Below are 18,865 nucleotides of genomic sequence, written 5' to 3' on the forward strand. Positions count from 1 at the left end.
GCCTACGCATCAGCTTTTTAAAAACATTATTTTACAATGTGAATTGGGCTTCCAATAGCTACTTCAGCAGCTTCCATTGTGATTTCACCTAATGTTGGGTGAGCGTGAATTGTTAATGCGATATCTTCAGCTGTTACGCCAGCTTCGATAGCAAGACCAAGCTCAGCGATCATATCAGATGCGCTAGGTCCAGCGATTTGAGCACCAACAACTACTCCGTCTTCTTTACGAGTGATAAGCTTTAAGAAGCCTTCTGCAGCGTTAAGTGCAAGCGCACGTCCGTTAGCAGCAAATGGGAATTTAGAAGCTTTAACAGCTAATCCTTCTTCTTTCGCTTGTGCTTCAGTATAACCTACAGATGCAAGCTCAGGCTCAGAGAATACAACTGCTGGAATTCCTAAGTAGTCAATTTCAGCAGGTTCGCCAGCGATTACTTCAGCTGCGATTTTACCTTCGTAAGAAGCTTTGTGTGCAAGTGGTGGTCCAGTTACGATATCACCAATTGCAAAGATATTGCTTACAGATGTACGAGTTTGGTTATCGATTTCGATAAGACCACGGTCAGTCATTTTAACGCCAACTTGCTCAAGACCAAGCTCATCAGTATTAGGACGACGACCTACAGTAACTAATACGTAGTCAGCATCGATTACTTTTGACTCTCCGCCTACTTCAAACGTAACTTGTACGCCGTCAGCAGTTTCTTCAACACCTTTAGCCATTGCTTTTGTATAGATTTCAACGTTTCCTTTTTTCTTAAGGTTACGTTTAACAAGTGAACTCATTTGTTTTTCAAAACCAGCTAAGATTTCATCAGCAGCTTCTACAAATGTAACTTCTGTACCGAAGTTAGCAAAAGCAGTACCAAGCTCAGTACCGATGTAACCTCCACCGATTACAACTAATTTTTTAGGAACTTCTTTAAGCGCTAATGCACCTGTAGAGTTGATTACGCGCTCAGAGAATTTGAATCCAGGGATCTCGATTGGGCGAGAACCAGTTGCAAGGATAGCATTTTTGAATTTGTACGTTTGTGCAGAATTTTCATCCATTACACGTACAGTTTCGCTGTCAACGAAGTAAGCTTCACCTTTTACGATGTCAACTTTGTTACCTTTAAGAAGGCCTTCAACACCGCCAGTAAGTTTGTTTACAACGCCGTTTTTGAATTCTTGAACTTTAGAGAAATCAACTGTTACGTTCTCAGCGATAATCCCCATGTCTTCAGAATGTTTAGCGTGTTCAAAACGGTGACCTGCAGCGATTAATGCTTTTGAAGGAATACAACCAACGTTTAAGCATACGCCTCCAAGGTTACCTTTTTCTACGATTGTAACTTTTTGACCTAATTGAGCTGCACGAATTGCTGCAACGTAGCCACCAGGGCCAGCACCAATGACAAGAGTATCAGTTTCGATTGGGAAATCTCCTACTACCATTTATTACGCCTCCATTAATAATAATTCTGGATCATTTAATAAACGCTTGATTTGGTTAAGAGCGTTTTGAGCTGTTGCGCCATCGATAATACGGTGGTCAAAGCTTAGTGATAATGCTAATACTGGAGCAATTACAATTTCACCGTCGCGTACAACTGGTTTTTCAGCGATACGTCCGATACCTAGAATTGCAACTTCTGGGTGGTTGATAACAGGAGTAAACCATTGTCCACCAGCAGAACCGATATTTGTGATTGTACAAGAAGCGCCTTTCATTTCAGCAGGAGCTAATTTACCATCACGTGCTTTTCCAGCAAGGTCGTTAATTTGATCAGAAATTTCGAACACAGATTTACGATCAGCATTTTTCACAACTGGTACTAAAAGACCTTTTTCAGTGTCAGCAGCGATACCGATGTTGTAGTAATGTTTTTGAATTACTTCATCAGTAGAGTCATCGATTGAAGTGTTAAGAGCTGGGAACTTCTTAAGTGCTGAAGTTAACGCTTTTACCACGTAAGGTAAGAATGTTAATTTAATACCTTGATCTGCTGCAACTGTTTTGAATTTTTTACGATGAGCAACAAGAGCTGTTACATCGATTTCATCCATTAATGTTACGTGTGGAGCAGTGTGTTTAGAGTTAACCATAGCTTTTGCGATTGCACGACGGATACCGCTCATTTTCTCGCGAGTTTCTGGTAGGTCGCCTTCAGGAATAGCTTGTGCTGCTGCTGCTTTTGGTTCAGCTGAAGCAGTTTCCTCTTTAGCTGGAGCTTCAGCAGTTGCTGTAGCTGTAGAACCACCAGATAGGAAGCCATCGATGTCATCTTTAACAATACGTCCGTTTTTACCTGAACCAGGAACAGCTTTAATGTCTACACCTTTTTCACGAGCATATTTGCGCACTGAAGGCATAGCAATTACTTTACGGTTAGGATCAACATCAGCTTGTGCTGCAGGAGCTGTTGCTTCTTCAGTCACTTCTTCAGTTGAAGCTTCTTCTTTAGCTTCTTCTGCTGGTGCATCATCATGATCGTCACCTTTGAATTTTAAGTCTTCGTATCCAGGAGCATCAAAAGTAACGATAACTTGTCCTACAGTAGCTACTGTACCTTCGTCAACTTTTACTTCTAATACTTTACCTTTTACAGGAGATGGGATTTCAACAACAGCTTTGTCATTTTGTACTTCTGCTAGTACATCATCCTCATCAATTTCATCTCCAGCTTTTACGAACCATTTTACAATTTCACCTTCGTGGATACCTTCACCGATATCCGGCAGTTTAAATTCAAATGCCACGTGTCTTCACCCTCCTAGTTAGTTGCGTTCAATTTGTTAGTGTTTATTTTATCTAAGACAGAAATCAGCACAAAGCTGATTTCTATCACAGTAAAATGCTAATTAAAATTCAAGTACTTTCTTAGCTGTTTCAACGATATCTTTGTGGTCTGGTAACCATACGCCCTCAGCTTGAGAGAATGGGAACACAGTATCCGGTGCTGTTACACGTAATACTGGTGCTTCTAAGCTTAAGATTGCACGATCGTTAATTTCAGCTACAACGTTAGCTGCGATACCAGCTTGTTTTTGAGCTTCTTGAACTACTACTACGCGACCAGTTTTTTCAACTGATGCAAGAATTGTATCGATATCTAAAGGTTGAACTGTACGTAAGTCCACTACTTCAGCAGAGATACCTTCTTTTTCTAGTTCTTCAGCTGCTTTTAATGATGAGTGTACCATTGCACCGTAAGCGATAAGCGTTACGTCTGTACCTTCACGTTTCACATCAGCTGTACCTAAATCAATTGTGTATGATTCTTCAGGTACTTCTTGACGGAATGAACGGTAAAGCTTCATGTGCTCTAAGTATACAACCGGATCGTTATCACGAATTGATGAAATTAAAAGACCTTTTGCATCGTATGGAGTTGAAGGAATTACAACTTTTAAACCAGGTTGAGATGCTACGATACCTTCTAAGCTATCAGCGTGAAGTTCTGGTGTATGAACGCCTCCACCGAATGGTGAACGGAATGTAATTGGTGCATTCCAGCGACCGCCAGAACGGTAGCGCATACGTGCAGCTTGACCTGATACAGAATCAAGTACTTCGTATACGAAACCAAAGAATTGAATTTCAGGAACCGGACGGAAACCTTGAGTCGATAGACCCACAGCAAGACCACCGATACCAGATTCAGCTAATGGCGTATCGAATACGCGATCTTCGCCGAATTCTTGTTGAAGACCTTCAGTCGCACGGAATACTCCACCGTTTACGCCAACGTCTTCACCAAAAACTAATACGTTTTCGTCGTTTTTCATTTCTGTGCGTAACGCATCAGTAATCGCTTGAATCATTGTCATTTGCGCCATGGCTTACTTCGACTCCTTCTCTTTGTAGATTTCATATTGCTCTTGTAAGTTTGAAGGCATAGTTTCGTACATGATTTCCATTAAATCTGTAACTTTTTGTTTTGGATAATCGTCAGCCTTCTTAATAGCTTGTTTGATATCTTCTTTAGCTTGCTCGATTACTTTGTTTTCTTCTTCTTCATTCCAGATGCCTTTAGCTTCTAAGAATTTACGGAAGCGAACAAGTGGATCTTTCTTTTCCCACTCAGTGTCAAGCTCAGCTGTACGATAACGAGTTGGATCGTCACCAGCCATTGTATGTGGACCATAACGGTAAGTTAATGTTTCAATTAAAGTTGGACCTTCACCGTTTACTGCACGCTCACGAGCTTCGCTTACTGCAACGTATACTGCTAGTGCATCCATACCGTCTACTTGAACGCCTGGGATACCAACAGCCGCTGCTTTTTGAGCGATTGTACGTGCTGCAGATTGCTTTTCAACTGGTGTTGAAATTGCAAAGCGGTTGTTTTGTACAACAAAGATTGCCGGAGCTTTGAATGCACCTGCGAAGTTCATACCTTCGTAGAAGTCACCTTGTGAAGCTCCGCCGTCACCTGTATAAGTGATCGCTACTGCTTTTTTACCGCGCTTTTTAAGACCTAGTGCCACACCAGCAGTTTGCACGATTTGTGCACCGATGATGATTTGTGGAGAAAGTATATCTACACCTTCTGGCGCTTGGTTACCGTGGAAATGACCACGAGAGAATAAAAACGCTTGATATAGTGGAAGACCATGCCAAATTAACTGAGGCACATCACGGTACCCAGGTAAAATGAAGTCTTCTTTTTCTAATGCGAAATGTGAAGCGATTTGAGAAGCTTCTTGCCCAGCAGTTGGTGCATAGAAACCTAAACGACCTTGACGGTTCAATGAAATTGAACGTTGATCAAGAATACGAGTGTATACCATGCGAGTCATTAACTCTTTTAATTTTTCGTCAGATAAATCTGGCAATGCTGATTTATTTACTACTTCGCCCTCTTCATTAAGAATTTGGAACGTTTGGTACTGCTCAGCGATTTTATCAAGTTGCTTTGATACATCAATAATAGCCTTTTTAGTTTTAGCAGCCATCTAAGTCACCTCTTCCTTTCATTTAAGCCGTATAAATTCATTTTACTAATCAAACAAACATACACGCTTTTAGAATGTCCCAAATGGACAAGTAAAAGTCATATTTTGTCGAGTAGCTTTTTGAATTCGCTAATCCTTAACATTTCTATGTATTCCCCAGCGAATTCTGTGCAAACATTTACGTAAAAGGAAAGTTTAAGCGAAACGAACGTTTCGTTAAACTGTATTAATTATTTTGCAAAAATGATTAATACAACACTTACTACGCTACCTAGTTTACAATACACTAAAACAGTTCGTCAATGCATTTACATCAAGAAATTACGCTTTTTTAGTTTGTGAAATAAAACACATAAAAAAGACATGCTGTACTATTACACAGATGTAAACTGTATTATATGTTTTATAATAACCTTTTCTTTTTTTACGTCTGCACATCTCCTATCTTGCCACAAATAAACGATTTTTTAAAACAATAACCTTTTGTAATTTTTACTTGAATCATGTCGAAACTCTTTCTTTATTTCAGAAAACCTTCCTTTTCAGCCAAAAAAAAAGACCTGTAAACTTCACAGGCCTTCTTATTTATCCTCGCTATTTTTCACCTTTAACTTCGTTTTGTTATAAAAATCCTCTTTGGCTTTGTTATAGTCAGCTGTTAATGTGTTAAACGCTTCTTTTTTCTTTTCAACTTCTTTATAAGTAGCATTGATCGAAGCGATTTGTGTTTCAAGATTCTCTAATTTCACATTGTCTTTTTCAAAGAGCGTATATAGCTGACGATCTAATTCAATGGAATGAAGATAGGCATCATGTAAGGACTGGTAAGCCTTATAACGCTTCTTCATTAACGAAGATAGTTCAAGCGCCTCTTCTTTTGCTTTGCCATCCTCTAGTTTTTGGATCTTCGGCTCTGTCGCTTCAAATTGTTTTTGCGAAGCGCTGATGCTTTTTTCTTCTTTTTGTAATTTACTTTCACGCTCATCTAATAACTGCTGCGCTTTTTGTGCTTTATTTTTTATTTTCTTTTTATCTTTAATCCCTAGCTCAATAATTTGGTCGTATATCGCATTTTCTTGCTGTTCTAAATCAGCTAACGGTTTTTGCTGATCAGCAAATTGCTTTTCTTGTGCTACCACTTTTTCTAATCCATTATATACCTCAAGCTCAGGCGATGAGCCCTCTGCACATCCTGCTAGTGACATAGCAGCAATGCCGATAACTATATATCTTCCGACGCACTTCATATCTGGTAAATCCTCCCTTATTCATGGGTCATTATACAATTTTTGTAGGAAATTAGCAATTTATCTACACCCTTTTTCCACCTTTTAATATATTATACTAACCCAATCGTGAAAAAAAGGGAGTTTATTACTTTTTACCTTGGGATTGATAACTACGGGAGGTTACATTATGTTGGGTTATGGTGGATATGGCTGTGGCGGTTCTAATAAAGGTTTCGTGTTATTAATCGTACTGTTCATTTTATTAGTTATTATCGGCTGCAGCTGTGGCGGCTGGTAATTATACAATAAAAGCGGCTAACGGTCGCTTTTATTTTTTCTTATGCATGTTTTTCCATATGTTTGATACATATAATTAGTAGAAACATGTATGTGGTCAAGGTCGAGGTAATGACTTTTTTATACGGATTTGGTACACTTTATACCTATAAAATAGCCTAGGGAGATGTGAAAGTTGATTACAATGAACGATATTATTCAAGACGGACACCCAACGCTGCGAGAAGTAGCAAAAGAAGTACCGTTACCTGCTTCTGAAGAAGACAAAAAGATTTTACATAGCTTATTAGAATATGTAAAAAACAGCCAAGATCCTGAAATTGCTGCTAAATATGGACTGCGATCTGGTATCGGGCTTGCCGCTCCTCAAATTAATGTATCAAAACGAATGATTGGGGTACACGTTACGGATGAAAAAGGCAAGCTATACAGCTATGCATTATTTAACCCTAAGATCATTAGCCACTCAGTTGAAAAGACCTACCTTACAGGCGGTGAAGGCTGCTTGTCTGTCGATCAAGATATCCCAGGATTTGTTCCTCGATATGCACGTATCACAGTAAAAGGCACAACGCTTGAAGGCGAAGAAGTGAAAATTCGTTTGAAAGGTCTTCCTGCTGTTGTCTTTCAGCACGAAATTGATCATTTAGACGGAATTATGTTTTATGATTACATTAATAAAGAAAATCCATTTCAAGAACCTGAAAATGCTTTTCCATATGAACGCTGAAAAACGCGAGCTAGAGCTCGCGTTTTTCTTACTTTAATAATCCTACTAGCTCTAATCCGTGGAGAATACCATCTTCTGCTACATCTTTTGTAACAAGATTAGCAACTTCTTTCACGACTTCTTCCGCATTTCCCATCGCTACGCCATTTCCCACAAATTCCAGCATTTCGATATCGTTTAAGCCGTCTCCGAATGCATATACATCTTTTTTGTCAAAGCCAAGCTTTTCAATCATGGTCTCAATTCCTCGCGCTTTTGATCCACCTTTTGGCAAAACATCAGTTGAAAATTCATGCCAGCGAATAAAGTCAAATTTCTTAAATTTTTCTTCATAAGGAGCTTCTTCTCCCGCTGTACAGAATAAGAGGGATTGATAAATTTCACGCCCTTTGAAATAAGTAGGATCGTGGTGAGGGTGGGTAAATCCAATTTTCAGCGTGCTGATGCTGGATTCGATATAGTCATGAAACTCAATGTTTGATTTCATATCTTCATGATCCATGTATACGACAGGGTGATCATGCTCAACAGCAAAAGCTGTTAAATCTTGAAGCTCTTCTTTATTTAACGGGTTTTTGTAAAGAACTTCTCCATTTAAAACAATATACTGACCATTAAAGCTAATATATGTTTGAATATCCAACTCTTCACGCAGATCTTTAAACATGAAAGGAGCCCTTCCAGTTGCAATTGCCACTTCATGCCCCTGCTCTTTTAACAGCTGGACAGCTTTTTTTGTAGAAGCAGGCAGTTTTTTATCATGATCCAATAACGTTCCATCAATATCAAAAAAAATAATCTTTTGTTCCACGTTTATCACCTTATTTTTTATAATTTTTTATCTCTTTGTTAAGCCTTTCCAATTATATCAAACAAGCGCTGGTTTCTCTATAAATGGGCGGTCCTATTTACATTATTTCCATATTTAACCACGAGAAACCTCTCCCTTTTCATCATATAATAAAAGTACAGAGAGAGACAGGCAGGTATTGCAAAAAACAAAGGAGCTGAAAAATCATGTTAAAAGATTTTCGAAAAAGGCTGCTAAAACGCTGGAATGAATTATTGCGTAAAAAAACGATGGCATAATCGATTTTTTTAGGGCTTTCTGTTGTAAAATTTGCAGAGTGTGTGTCTGCATCGTACAATGGAATAGCCCTTATTTTTTATACGCCCGGAAAATATAGTCTTGTATCCGTTTCCTATTAATATTATTCTATAATTAATTGACTTGTTATATTTAGATGACTAAAATGTAGTGAAAGCAAGTTTCTTTAGAAAATACATGAAATACATACACATTTTATAATATAATAAAATAAGTTATTTGAATTTCGGAATTAAGGAGAGATTTTTGTTATGATTTTTAAAGTTTATTTTCAAGAAAAAATGAATGAAGTAGCTGTACGTGAAAATACAAAAACGGTGTATGTGAACGCAGATTCTGAGCGTGACGTTCGTAAAAAGTTAAAAGCGCGTTCAATTAATATTGAGTTTGTTCAAGCAGTGACTGGAGACTATCTAGAATATGAACAACAGCATGAAGATTTTAAAGTATTGGAGATATGATGAAAATGAAATTTGTAAAAAATAATCAAACGGCAGTTTTCGCCCTGGGTGGACTAGGTGAAATCGGTAAAAATACGTATGCCGTACAGTTTCAAGATGAAATTATTCTTATTGATGCAGGAATTAAATTCCCTGAAGATGAGCTTTTAGGAATTGACTACGTTATTCCTGACTACAGTTATTTAGTAAAAAATGCAGATAAAATCCGTGGCCTTTTCGTTACACATGGTCATGAAGATCACATCGGCGGAATTCCTTACTTATTAAGAGAATTAAACATTCCTATTTATGCAGGGAAATTAGCCCTTGGACTTCTTCGCAACAAATTAGACGAGCATGGGTTGCTTCGTACAGCTCAGCTTCATGAAATTACTGAAGATGACGTAATTAAATTCCGTAAAACATCGGTAACGTTCTTCCGCACAACTCACAGTATTCCTGATTCTTACGGAATTGTGGTAAAAACACCAAACGGACAAATCGTACATACAGGAGATTTCAAGTTTGATTTTACACCAGTGGGCGAACCGGCTAACTTAACAAAAATGGCTGAAATCGGCAAAGAAGGCGTTCTATGCTTGCTTTCAGACAGTACAAACAGTGAAATTCCTAACTTTACGATGTCTGAGCGCCGCGTAGGTGACAGCATTCATGACATTTTCCGTAAAGTAGACGGCCGTATTATTTTTGCAACGTTTGCTTCAAATATTCACCGCTTACAGCAAGTAGTGGAAGCAGCCGTATTGCATAACCGTAAAGTTGCTGTATTCGGACGCAGTATGGAAGCAGCTATTGAGATTGGCCAACAGCTTGGATATATTTCATGTCCAAAAGATACGTTCATTGAGCCTTCTCAAATTAACCGAATTCCAGCTAACCGCGTGACTATTTTATGTACAGGCAGCCAAGGTGAACCGATGGCAGCGCTATCTAGAATTGCAAACGGTACTCACCGCCAAATTCAAATTATCCCTGGAGATACGGTTGTATTCTCATCTTCACCTATTCCAGGAAATACAGTAAGTGTTAGCAAAACAATTGATATGCTATTCCGTGCAGGAGCAGAGGTTATTCACGGTGCTCTAAACGATATCCATACTTCTGGACACGGCGGACAGGAAGAGCAAAAATTAATGCTTCGTTTGATGAAACCAAAATACTTTATGCCAATTCACGGTGAGTATCGCATGCAGAAGATGCACATCAAACTTGCAACAGACTGTGGAGTTCCTGAAGAAAACTGCTTCATTATGGATAATGGAGAAGTGCTAGCTTTAAGCGACAGCGAAGCTTCAGTAGCTGGCAAAATCCCTTCAGGCTCTGTATATATTGACGGAAGCGGAATTGGTGACATTGGAAATATCGTACTTCGTGACCGCCGCATTTTATCTGAAGAAGGTCTTGTTATTGTGGTTGTAAGCATCAATATGAAAGACTTCAAGATCGCTGCTGGTCCAGACATTATCTCTCGTGGTTTTGTTTATATGCGCGAATCTGGCGACTTAATTAATGATGCACAGTCCCTCATTACAAAACACTTGAACAAAGTGATGGAACGTCGTACGTCACAATGGTCTGAGATTAAAAATGAAATCACAGATACATTGGCTCCATTCCTTTACGAAAAAACAAAGCGCCGTCCAATGATTTTACCAATCATTATGGAGGTTTAATAAAAGAAAAAGAGCAGATGCAATTGCATCTGCTCTTTTTTTATTAGGCACTGGCAAATTTATTTTCGAAGCGGTTGATATCTGCATCTGCTCCAATAACAATCAACACGTCCCCTTCTTGAATCGTTTCGGACGCCTGAGGAGAAACGATGATATCTCGATCACGCTTAATGGCTACAATGTTAATGCCATATTTTGCACGAATGTCTAACTCAATCAGCGTATTGCCAGCCATTCTTTTGCTCGCTACTAATTCGACAATGCTGTGTTCTTCAGATAGCTCTAAATAATCTAGCACGCTGTTTGAAATCATGTTATTGGCAATTCTTCGGCCCATATCTCGTTCGGGATGCACGATAAAATTAGCGCCAATTTTTGATAATACTTTGGCATGATAATCATTTTGCGCTTTTACCGTTATTTTTTCAACGCCCAGCTCTTTTAAAATAAGGGTCGTCAAAATACTTGCCTGAATATTGTCACCAATAGCTACGATAACATGATCAAAATTACGAATTCCTAAACTTTTTAGAACCCCTTCATCCATTGAATCGCCTACTACTGCATGCGAAGCAACGTTAGCATACTCATTTACCTTTTCTTCATCAATATCAATCGCCAGAACTTCCATTCCTTGATCGCTTAATGTTTTACAAATACTTCCTCCGAATCTACCTAATCCGATGACTGCAAATTCTTTTTTCATTTGAATTCCTCCATTATGTACAGGAAAAAATCTGAACTACCGTTATTTTACCACAATTCTTTTGTATCAACCTCATTTTCCCGTTAACACTTATATCTCTTTACTATTTCTCACACTCATAGAAAACAGAAGGATGAGCTCCCTCTGTTTTTTTAAGCTGTAGCATGGGTTTGAACAAGGTCATAATATACGCCTTTTTGCTGCATTAGTTCCCCGTGATTCCCTGTTTCAATAATGCTTCCGTGATCTAATACAATGATGTTATCTGCCTCTCGTATAGTAGATAACCGATGAGCAATCATGATGGCAGTTCTGTTTTTTAACAGCGTTTTAAGCGCCTGTTGAATCTTCACTTCTGTTTCTGTATCGATGCTTGCTGTCGCTTCATCTAAAATGATAATACGAGGATTAGCCAACAGCGTTCGAGCAAATGAAATCAATTGACGCTCTCCCACGGATAAGACATTTCCTCGCTCTTCTACTTCCGTATCATAGCCTTTTTTCAGACGCTTTATAAAATCTGCAGCCCCTACCGCTTCCGCGGCCTTAATCACTTCATCATCAGTAGCATCCGGTTTTCCAAACCGAATGTTTTCCATAATAGTTCCTGAAAAAATAAAGGTTTCTTGCAGCACAATACTAATTTGCGCTCGTAAACTCGCTAACGTAATATCTTGAATAGGCATATTATCAATTAAAATCTGCCCTTCGTTCACATCATAAAAACGTGTGATTAAATTAGCAATGGACGTTTTTCCGGATCCAGTATGCCCCACTAAAGCAACCGTCTGGCCTTCTTTTATGTCAATTGATACGTTGTTTAAAGCTTTCCGCTTCCCATCATAGGAAAATGAGACGTGTTTGAACTCAACTTTTCCTTTCATATCCTCTAAAGACGTAGCGGTTTCCAAATCTGCGACGATAGGTTTTTCATCTAGAAATTCAAAAATACGCTCGGATGAAGCCATTCCCATTAATAATTGATTATACACTTGCCCTAAACGAGAAATCGGTTCCCAAAACATTCCAAGATAAAAAGCAAATGATACAAAAATACCAATTGTTAGCCGTTCATCTTGAATAAGTACAGCACCGAACCAAATTAAAATAGCCGTTCCGACAGCATTTGTGAGTTCTACAAACGGTCGAAACATGGCATTTTTTCGAGTAGCTTGCCTCCAGCTCTCGTAATTTTCACTGTTTATGCGCTCAAAAAACAGCATATTTTCTTGTTCTTGAGCAAATGATTGAGTGACGCGAATGCCTTGAATACTCTCATTTAAATGTGAATTTAATACTGACTGCTTCATACGAACAACTTGCCACGACCGACGAATTCTTCTTCTCAGCTTTGTGGAAATCAAAAACATAACCGGTAAAATGATTAAAACAGCACATGTCAAAGCAGGACTGAGAGAAAATAATATAACTACAATCCCCACTAACAATAAGAGATCCATAAACAGGTTAACTACCCCGTTGGTAAATAAATCTTGAAGAGAGTTAATATCGTTCATGATCCTTACAAGAATAGAGCCTCCTGAACGCGTATCAAAAAACCGGTGCGACAGCCCTTGAATATGCGTAAATAAATGTTTTCTTAAATCATATATAACGTGCTGCCCGAGTTGGTTCATCCATTTAATTCGAAAGATATTCGAAATATAAGATAGTACATACAAGCTAAAGATTATGAAAACTAACTGCATGAGCAGCGTGCTATTTTTATCTTTTACAGCATGATCAAGCGTATATACACCTATCAAAATAGGAATAGCGAGTCTAATGACCGTTGTGATAATGACCATAAGAAACGAGAAAGGAAGCAAGTTTTTTCGATATGGATGAAGATAACGAAACAAGCGGGCCATTTGCTTCCAGTTAAACATCTTATCAATGATTTGATCTGTTTGATAATAAAAGCGCTCTCGCACAACTTTATTTTTTTCGGCTTCCATTCTATTCCTCCCTTGTTATACGTTCATCACTGACGTATTGCTTTCATATTGAATGTCATAAATATTTTTATAAATCCCTTCCTTTTGAATGAGCGTTTTATGGCTTCCTCTCTCTTTTATTTGACCTTCATGCAAGACTAAGATTTCATCGGCATGTCGCAAAGAAGAAAGGCGGTGTGCGATAATAAACGTAGTACGATTTTTCATCACTTCTTTTAAAGCCAATTGAATTTCTCTTTCTGTTTTCATATCAACAGCACTCGTGGCATCATCTAATACTAAGATGCTAGGGTTTAAGATAAGCGCTCGTGCAATCGCGATGCGCTGCTTTTGTCCGCCTGATAACCCCAGTCCTCTCTCTCCCAGCATCGTGTCATACCCATCCGGAAGCTCCATAATAAAGTCATGCGCCTGCGCTCGTTTTGCAGCATCAATAATGTCTTCTCTAGAAATACCCGGCACACCATAGGAAATGTTGGTTCCTATACTGCTTGAGAACAAAAAGGTTTCTTGAAGTACAAAACCAATTTCTTTCCGAAGAACGGAGAGCGGATACTCTTTAATCGGACGATGGTTAACTAAGATTTGTCCTGAAGTCGGTTCGTAAAACCTCGTGAGCAGCTGGGTTAAGCTTGTTTTTCCGGCTCCAGTTGCTCCGATTAAACCTACTACTTTTCCTTTAGAAGCAGAAAAAGATATGTTCTCAAGCGACTTTTTTTCTTCGTTTGGATAGGATAAGCTAACATGTTGAAACTCGACGGTTCCATTAATAGAGAAACTTCCGGCATGCTCATGGACTTTTTCTTCTTCTTCTAAAATTTCCAGCAGCCTTTCACCTGAAGCTTTAGACTGTGAAAACATATTGATAACAAACCCTAAATTCATAATAGGCCACATTAAATAAGAGGTTAAGCTAAAGAAAGCAACAAGCTCTCCCGGACGTACACTTCCGTTCATAACAAGCGCTCCTCCGTACGCAAGGAGACCAACAATAGATAAGTTTCCTATAAACTCCATTAAGGGGAAATAAGTTGACCACACATTCGCGGTTTCAATGTTTCGATTTTTATAAACTCCGTTGGAGTCGTTAAATTTAGATGTTTGAAATTTTTCTCTTGATAATGACTTGACCGTTTGTATACCGCTTATATTTTCTTGGACATTTGTATTGAGCTCCCCAAACGATTGGCGAATTAAGCGAAACGCTGGATGAACGCGTTTATCAAAACGATAAACAGCTACCCCTAAAAAAGGCAGCAGACAGATTGTGACAAGAGTTAGTGAAATAGAGTAATAGAACATAACGGAAAAGCTGGCAGTAAGTAAAATAACGAAGCGAATTAATTCTGAGAAGCCAAAAGATAGAAAAAAACGAAATCCTTCTACATCAGCTGTCAACCTGGACATCAAGTCCCCTGTTTTAGCATTGTCATAGTAAGAAAACGGTAAATACTGAAGTTTGCGGTAAAGTTTATTGCGAAGAGTATACACGGACTTAATTCCAAATAAGTCGCCGTAATATTGCTGAATATATGTAAAGATTCCTTTGACAATCATTAGCCCAATAAAAATAAATGCTACATTATCGACTAGCTGATATTGTTTTCCTAACACAATATGATCAATCGTATATTGCAGCACAATAGGGTAAATCACAGTGATGGAGGTTACAAACAACAAGCAAATAGCAGAATAAAAAAAGTACATTCGGTACGGTAAATAAAAATCTTTTAGTTTTTTAAACGTTTCCATATACCCCGTCCTTCCTTTAGCTAAAATGCGGCACACATATTTAAATATATCGGTTCCCGAAATAATTTACCATAATTTTTAGATATTTTTTCAAAAAAAGGTAAATAGTCATAAAAAAGAGGGTGGGATATAACTAAATGAATTCAATCTAAAGACGAACAAATGGAATACATGAGTTGAACTGCTAGAAAGATCTACACTGACGAAATTATTCACCATAACAAAAAAATGAACCACTAATCAAACATGTTGATCAATGGTTCATTTTTCGATTCGTCTAAAATACGTTTGTTCCAGCCTCTTTTTTTATTGTTTTTCTACTGCATGTCCGCCGAACTCATTGCGAAGAGCGGCAACTACTTTACCTGTAAACGTATCGTCTTCAAGTGAGCGATAGCGCATCATTAACGATAGAGCAATAACTGGCGTTGGCACTTGTAAATCTAGAGCGGATTCAACCGTCCATTTTCCTTCACCGGAAGAATGCATAACTCCTTTAATACTGTCAAGTTTTGCATCTTTTGAAAATGCACGTTCCATTAATTCGATTAACCATGAGCGAATAACAGAGCCATTATTCCATACGCGGGCTACAGCTTCATAGTCATAGTCAAATTCACTTTTCTCTAACACATCAAAACCTTCAGCAATTGCTTGCATCATGCCGTACTCAATTCCGTTATGAACCATTTTCAAGAAGTGGCCGCTTCCTGCTACACCTGAATAGAGATAGCCGTTTTCTACGTTAATGTCGCGGAAAATAGGTTCGATTGTAGCAAATGCTTCTTTATCTCCCCCAATCATCATACAAGCACCGTTTCGGGCACCTTCCATTCCGCCGCTTGTTCCAACATCAAAGTAGTGAATTCCTTTTTCAGCAGAAGCTGCAGCACGTCGTACAGAATCTTTATACTTGGAATTACCGCCTTCAATAATCATATCTCCTTCTTCAAGCAGTTCTTGGAGCTCAGAAATTACTTTTTCTGTGAGCTCTCCAGCCGGAACCATGACCCAAGCAATGCGTGGTTTTTCTAATTTGCTCACTAATTCTTTAATGGAAGAAGCGCCTTCTGCTCCCTTTTCTGATACTTTCTGTACGGCTTCGTTGTTCACATCGAATGCTACTACAGAATGGTTATGATCTAGTAAATTCAATACTAAGTTTGCTCCCATTTTCCCTAAGCCAATCATACCTAATTTCATATGTAAATTACCTCCAATAGTAAGTTTCGTATCATGTTGTTAGTGTTAGTATGGTGTAAACTCACAAGAAAAAATCCACATTTTTATATTTCCTTTATCAGTTACTTCCTACACACAAAAAAGAAAAACATTCGATGCAAGTTCTACTAAGCATCGAATGCTTTTCACCTGTTACAACTGCCTGTATTTATTCGTTCTCGCCTAATACACGATTCACGCGCTTTTCAAGCATTTTCATACCGCTTCCACCAGCTTGGAAGTGGCGTAGCTGACCTGTTTTGTCAAATACATAATATGCCGGTACATATTGATTTTCAAATGCATCCGTTAATTTATGCTCACTGTCTACAAAAATTGGCTGCGTAATATCATGTTCTGCTGCTACTTCTTTAATTTTTGATAAGTCTAAATCATCTTCAGAGCGCGGCATATGAACTGCTACTACGTTTAATTGATCTTTGTATTGGTCGCGAAATTCATTTACTTGAGGCATTGCTTCTTTACATAAATGACAGCTTACTGACCAAAAATGAATAAGCGTTGGCTTTTCGCCGATTAGCTGCTCTTTTGTAACCTCTCCGTTTAACCATTCTGTAGCGCCCGTTAACTGAGGCATTGGCTGACGTAATTTCATGAATAAAAGCCTCCCTTATTTTCACTATTATTGACTATATGTTCTTTATTATCCGATGAAAAAAAGGCCTAACGTGGACGTTAGACCTTTTAAACGTTGTGCTTACGCGTTTAAAGTAGCTTGACCTGGTTTCCAGTTAGCTGGGCAAAGTCCGCCAGTTTGTAACGCTTGAAGAACACGTAAAGTTTCATCAACGTCACGGCCAATATTGTTGTGGTTTACAACTGAATATTGTAATTCGCCTTCTGGGCTGATGATGAATAAACCGCGAAGTGCTACACCTTCTTCTTCAATTAAAACGCCGTACTCACGAGAAACAACGTGATTTGTATCAGCTGCTAATGGATATTTAAGATCACCTAAACCATTATCTTTACGATCAGTGTTGATCCAAGCTAAGTGTGTATGGATTGTGTCTGTAGAAACACCGATTACTTCTGCGTCAAGATCTTCAAACTCATCATAACGGTCAGAAAGTGCAGTGATTTCTGTTGGACATACAAATGTAAAGTCCATTGGATAGAAGAATAATACTGTCCATTTGTCATTTTTAATATTTTCTTCTAAGCTAACTTTACCGAATTCTTTGTTTGATAATACAGCTTCCATTTCAAAGCGTGGAGCTTGTTTACCTACCATACGTTCTGGCATACATGATCCCTCCAAATAATTATTAAATGAGAAAATGTATAAAACATTCTCACTTATGTACTGTTATAACGGTTTTCATTATAATGGATATTGTTTTTTTAGTCAATATTAATTAAGAATGAATTTAAACAACATCTTATAATGGTAACATAGTTGTTATGCCCGCCTTTAGGGCAAATTAAACCCTGACTTCAGCAAAAAAATGCTATAAAAGGGTTGCATTTATTTACCTTCTCAGTTTAGCATGTCTAATATCGGGAATAAACAAATGTGCTCATACTCTTACAAAATCTTTTCCACAGAATACATTCCCACTTATTAATATTGAAACAGAACATAGGAAGGATGAACAACGAATGTTTAAGATGCAAGATATCAACTGGGAACAGCTTCTTACCAATGCTGGAGTTATTGTGTTAAAACTCATTGCCATCACCATTGTATTTTTACTTGTACGAGCAATTGGTAAAAAAGTTATTGAGCGTTCCTTTGAAAAAATGAGTGAGCGCGAAAATACTACGCGCGGACGCATGCTCACACTCAAAAGTTTAACCGTTAATGTGTTTTCATATGTACTTATTTTTATTTTTGTCGTTATGCTGCTTGAAGCAGTAAATATCCATGCCACAGCTCTATTAGCTGGTGCCGGAGTTGTGGGTCTAGCAATCGGGTTCGGTGCTCAAGGACTGGTTAGCGACGTTGTAACAGGTTTCTTTTTACTTCTTGAAAAACAGCTTGATGTTGACGACTATGTAACAACCGGAAATTTTTCAGGAATTGTCGAATCAGTAGGTCTTCGTACTACTCAAATTCGCGGATTTGATGGAACTTTGCACTATGTGCCTAACCGTGAAATTACAAGCTTAAGCAATCATTCCCGAGGCAATATGCGCGCGTTGATTGATATTGGCATTTCGTATGATGATGATATTGACAAAGCAATTTCCGTACTAGAAAAAGTATGCGAGCGCGTTGCTGCAACAAATGAAAACATTGTAGAAGGACCAAGCGTGATAGGAGTTCAAGGTTTAGGCGCATCGGACGTTGTGCTTCGTGTAGTTGGCAAAGCTAAAAACGGTGAACAGTGGGGGGTTGAACGTCAGCTTCGCAAAGAGTTTAAAGAAGCGTTTGACGCAAACGGTATTGATATTCCGTTCCCTCATCAAGTAAATATTGATAAAAAGCAGCCTGAAGATGCCAAGCAGCCTCAGCATGCATAAAAAATAGCCGAAGGATTTATTCCTTCGGCTTTCTTTTATCCTTGTACCTTGTTGCCTACTTGCTGACAAATTTCTTCTGCCGTTAATCCGCTAGCTGTAATAACTGAGCCTTGCGTTACTGCATCAGAAATCCCCATTACGTTTGAATCCTGTCCTGTTACAACACAGCAATCGCACCCTTGTGCATCACTTTCGTTGCGTAATTGTACCACTTCATGTCCGAGCTGCTGAAGTGCAGCCTGTACATCTGTTAAACCGTATTCTACACCAATTCGTGCCATCGTTGCCCACCTCCTCATG

Annotated in this window: 18 protein-coding genes; 5 read left to right on the top strand and 13 right to left on the bottom strand. The window is 38.5% G+C overall.

Annotated elements, in window-relative coordinates; translation table 11 throughout:
- Window positions 1-26: 26 nt before the first annotated feature.
- The 5 genes from lpdA to ACFX4G_RS17540 form a co-directional block, all read right to left on the bottom strand.
- Window positions 27-1,439, bottom strand: coding sequence for a dihydrolipoyl dehydrogenase (lpdA, locus tag ACFX4G_RS17520; RefSeq protein ID WP_013082295.1), 1,413 nt, complete (start codon window positions 1,437-1,439; stop codon window positions 27-29).
- A gap of 3 nt (window positions 1,440-1,442) precedes the next feature.
- The gene (locus ACFX4G_RS17525; protein WP_013082294.1) at window positions 1,443-2,744 is read right to left on the bottom strand and encodes a dihydrolipoamide acetyltransferase family protein; all 1,302 of its coding nucleotides are present in this window, start codon (window positions 2,742-2,744) and stop codon (window positions 1,443-1,445) included.
- A gap of 102 nt (window positions 2,745-2,846) precedes the next feature.
- Window positions 2,847-3,824, bottom strand: a complete 978-nt coding sequence (locus tag ACFX4G_RS17530; protein ID WP_013056055.1) for an alpha-ketoacid dehydrogenase subunit beta — start codon at window positions 3,822-3,824, stop codon at window positions 2,847-2,849.
- A gap of 3 nt (window positions 3,825-3,827) precedes the next feature.
- Window positions 3,828-4,943, bottom strand: coding sequence for a pyruvate dehydrogenase (acetyl-transferring) E1 component subunit alpha (gene pdhA, locus ACFX4G_RS17535; RefSeq protein WP_013082293.1), 1,116 nt, complete (start codon window positions 4,941-4,943; stop codon window positions 3,828-3,830).
- A 581-nt stretch (window positions 4,944-5,524) separates the two neighbouring features.
- The gene (locus tag ACFX4G_RS17540; protein ID WP_097823990.1) at window positions 5,525-6,190 is read right to left on the bottom strand and encodes a YkyA family protein; all 666 of its coding nucleotides are present in this window, start codon (window positions 6,188-6,190) and stop codon (window positions 5,525-5,527) included.
- A gap of 169 nt (window positions 6,191-6,359) precedes the next feature.
- Between ACFX4G_RS17540 and ACFX4G_RS17545 the strand changes: the two genes are divergently transcribed.
- Together ACFX4G_RS17545 and def are read left to right on the top strand one after the other, a co-directional pair.
- Window positions 6,360-6,470 (top strand): YjcZ family sporulation protein, encoded by a 111-nt coding sequence (locus tag ACFX4G_RS17545; RefSeq protein ID WP_016763434.1) that lies wholly within the window; start codon window positions 6,360-6,362, stop codon window positions 6,468-6,470.
- 174 nt (window positions 6,471-6,644) lie between these two features.
- Window positions 6,645-7,199, top strand: a complete 555-nt coding sequence (def, locus tag ACFX4G_RS17550; protein WP_013056051.1) for a peptide deformylase — start codon at window positions 6,645-6,647, stop codon at window positions 7,197-7,199.
- A 28-nt stretch (window positions 7,200-7,227) separates the two neighbouring features.
- Here def and ACFX4G_RS17555 read toward each other — a convergent pair whose 3' ends face one another.
- A complete protein-coding gene (locus ACFX4G_RS17555; RefSeq protein WP_097823991.1) occupies window positions 7,228-8,010 on the bottom strand; it encodes a Cof-type HAD-IIB family hydrolase in 783 nt (260 codons plus the stop codon).
- Window positions 8,011-8,558: 548 nt separating this feature from the next.
- On the opposite strand from ACFX4G_RS17555, the gene ACFX4G_RS17560 reads away from it, so the two are divergent.
- Both ACFX4G_RS17560 and rnjA read left to right on the top strand, forming a co-directional pair.
- On the top strand, window positions 8,559-8,768 hold the full coding sequence (locus ACFX4G_RS17560) for a DNA-dependent RNA polymerase subunit epsilon (protein WP_057238645.1): 210 nt from the start codon (window positions 8,559-8,561) through the stop codon (window positions 8,766-8,768).
- Window positions 8,769-8,773: 5 nt separating this feature from the next.
- Entirely contained in the window at window positions 8,774-10,441 is a 1,668-nt protein-coding gene (gene rnjA / locus ACFX4G_RS17565; protein WP_013056048.1) for a ribonuclease J1, read from the top strand.
- A gap of 43 nt (window positions 10,442-10,484) precedes the next feature.
- On the opposite strand, the gene ACFX4G_RS17570 is transcribed toward rnjA, so the two are convergent.
- From ACFX4G_RS17570 to ACFX4G_RS17595, 6 genes are all read right to left on the bottom strand, one after another.
- Complete coding sequence (locus tag ACFX4G_RS17570; protein WP_013056047.1) at window positions 10,485-11,147, bottom strand: potassium channel family protein; 663 nt, start codon at window positions 11,145-11,147, stop codon at window positions 10,485-10,487.
- 152 nt (window positions 11,148-11,299) lie between these two features.
- Window positions 11,300-13,105 carry an ABC transporter ATP-binding protein gene (locus tag ACFX4G_RS17575; protein WP_043979555.1) on the bottom strand — a complete coding sequence of 602 codons (1,806 nt, stop codon included), beginning with the start codon at window positions 13,103-13,105 and terminating at the stop codon, window positions 11,300-11,302.
- Window positions 13,106-13,120: 15 nt separating this feature from the next.
- A complete protein-coding gene (locus ACFX4G_RS17580; protein WP_377575926.1) occupies window positions 13,121-14,857 on the bottom strand; it encodes an ABC transporter ATP-binding protein in 1,737 nt (578 codons plus the stop codon).
- 306 nt (window positions 14,858-15,163) lie between these two features.
- Window positions 15,164-16,060: a phosphogluconate dehydrogenase (NAD(+)-dependent, decarboxylating) gene (gnd, locus tag ACFX4G_RS17585; RefSeq protein ID WP_043979562.1), complete on the bottom strand. Its 897-nt coding sequence runs from the start codon at window positions 16,058-16,060 to the stop codon at window positions 15,164-15,166.
- Between the two features lie 187 nt (window positions 16,061-16,247).
- Window positions 16,248-16,694, bottom strand: a complete 447-nt coding sequence (locus ACFX4G_RS17590; protein WP_377575928.1) for a TlpA family protein disulfide reductase — start codon at window positions 16,692-16,694, stop codon at window positions 16,248-16,250.
- A gap of 102 nt (window positions 16,695-16,796) precedes the next feature.
- Window positions 16,797-17,345 carry a peroxiredoxin gene (locus tag ACFX4G_RS17595; protein WP_014461006.1) on the bottom strand — a complete coding sequence of 183 codons (549 nt, stop codon included), beginning with the start codon at window positions 17,343-17,345 and terminating at the stop codon, window positions 16,797-16,799.
- Between the two features lie 356 nt (window positions 17,346-17,701).
- Between ACFX4G_RS17595 and ACFX4G_RS17600 the strand changes: the two genes are divergently transcribed.
- On the top strand, window positions 17,702-18,565 hold the full coding sequence (locus tag ACFX4G_RS17600) for a mechanosensitive ion channel family protein (RefSeq protein ID WP_377575931.1): 864 nt from the start codon (window positions 17,702-17,704) through the stop codon (window positions 18,563-18,565).
- 35 nt (window positions 18,566-18,600) lie between these two features.
- Here the strand turns inward: ACFX4G_RS17600 and ACFX4G_RS17605 are convergent, their stop codons facing one another.
- Window positions 18,601-18,846: a YkuS family protein gene (locus tag ACFX4G_RS17605; protein ID WP_013056040.1), complete on the bottom strand. Its 246-nt coding sequence runs from the start codon at window positions 18,844-18,846 to the stop codon at window positions 18,601-18,603.
- Window positions 18,847-18,865 lie beyond the last annotated feature (19 nt).

The sequence above is a fragment of the Priestia sp. YIM B13486 genome, assembly GCF_042787865.1.
Taxonomy (GTDB): Bacteria; Bacillota; Bacilli; order Bacillales; family Bacillaceae_H; genus Priestia; species Priestia megaterium.

Bases quoted from the DNA above. Each gene is read 5' to 3' on its own strand.
- rnjA (WP_013056048.1), top strand. From the start codon at position 8,774: ATGAAATTTGTAAAAAATAATCAAACGGCAGTTTTCGCCCTGGGTGGA.
- ACFX4G_RS17575 (WP_043979555.1), bottom strand. From the start codon at position 13,105: ATGGAAGCCGAAAAAAATAAAGTTGTGCGAGAGCGCTTTTATTATCAA.
- pdhA (WP_013082293.1), bottom strand. From the start codon at position 4,943: ATGGCTGCTAAAACTAAAAAGGCTATTATTGATGTATCAAAGCAACTT.
- ACFX4G_RS17570 (WP_013056047.1), bottom strand. From the start codon at position 11,147: ATGAAAAAAGAATTTGCAGTCATCGGATTAGGTAGATTCGGAGGAAGT.
- ACFX4G_RS17600 (WP_377575931.1), top strand. From the start codon at position 17,702: ATGTTTAAGATGCAAGATATCAACTGGGAACAGCTTCTTACCAATGCT.
- ACFX4G_RS17605 (WP_013056040.1), bottom strand. From the start codon at position 18,846: ATGGCACGAATTGGTGTAGAATACGGTTTAACAGATGTACAGGCTGCA.
- ACFX4G_RS17595 (WP_014461006.1), bottom strand. From the start codon at position 17,345: ATGCCAGAACGTATGGTAGGTAAACAAGCTCCACGCTTTGAAATGGAA.
- ACFX4G_RS17590 (WP_377575928.1), bottom strand. From the start codon at position 16,694: ATGAAATTACGTCAGCCAATGCCTCAGTTAACGGGCGCTACAGAATGG.
- ACFX4G_RS17560 (WP_057238645.1), top strand. From the start codon at position 8,559: ATGATTTTTAAAGTTTATTTTCAAGAAAAAATGAATGAAGTAGCTGTA.
- ACFX4G_RS17545 (WP_016763434.1), top strand. From the start codon at position 6,360: ATGTTGGGTTATGGTGGATATGGCTGTGGCGGTTCTAATAAAGGTTTC.
- ACFX4G_RS17540 (WP_097823990.1), bottom strand. From the start codon at position 6,190: ATGAAGTGCGTCGGAAGATATATAGTTATCGGCATTGCTGCTATGTCA.
- ACFX4G_RS17530 (WP_013056055.1), bottom strand. From the start codon at position 3,824: ATGGCGCAAATGACAATGATTCAAGCGATTACTGATGCGTTACGCACA.
- gnd (WP_043979562.1), bottom strand. From the start codon at position 16,060: ATGAAATTAGGTATGATTGGCTTAGGGAAAATGGGAGCAAACTTAGTA.
- lpdA (WP_013082295.1), bottom strand. From the start codon at position 1,439: ATGGTAGTAGGAGATTTCCCAATCGAAACTGATACTCTTGTCATTGGT.
- ACFX4G_RS17580 (WP_377575926.1), bottom strand. From the start codon at position 14,857: ATGGAAACGTTTAAAAAACTAAAAGATTTTTATTTACCGTACCGAATG.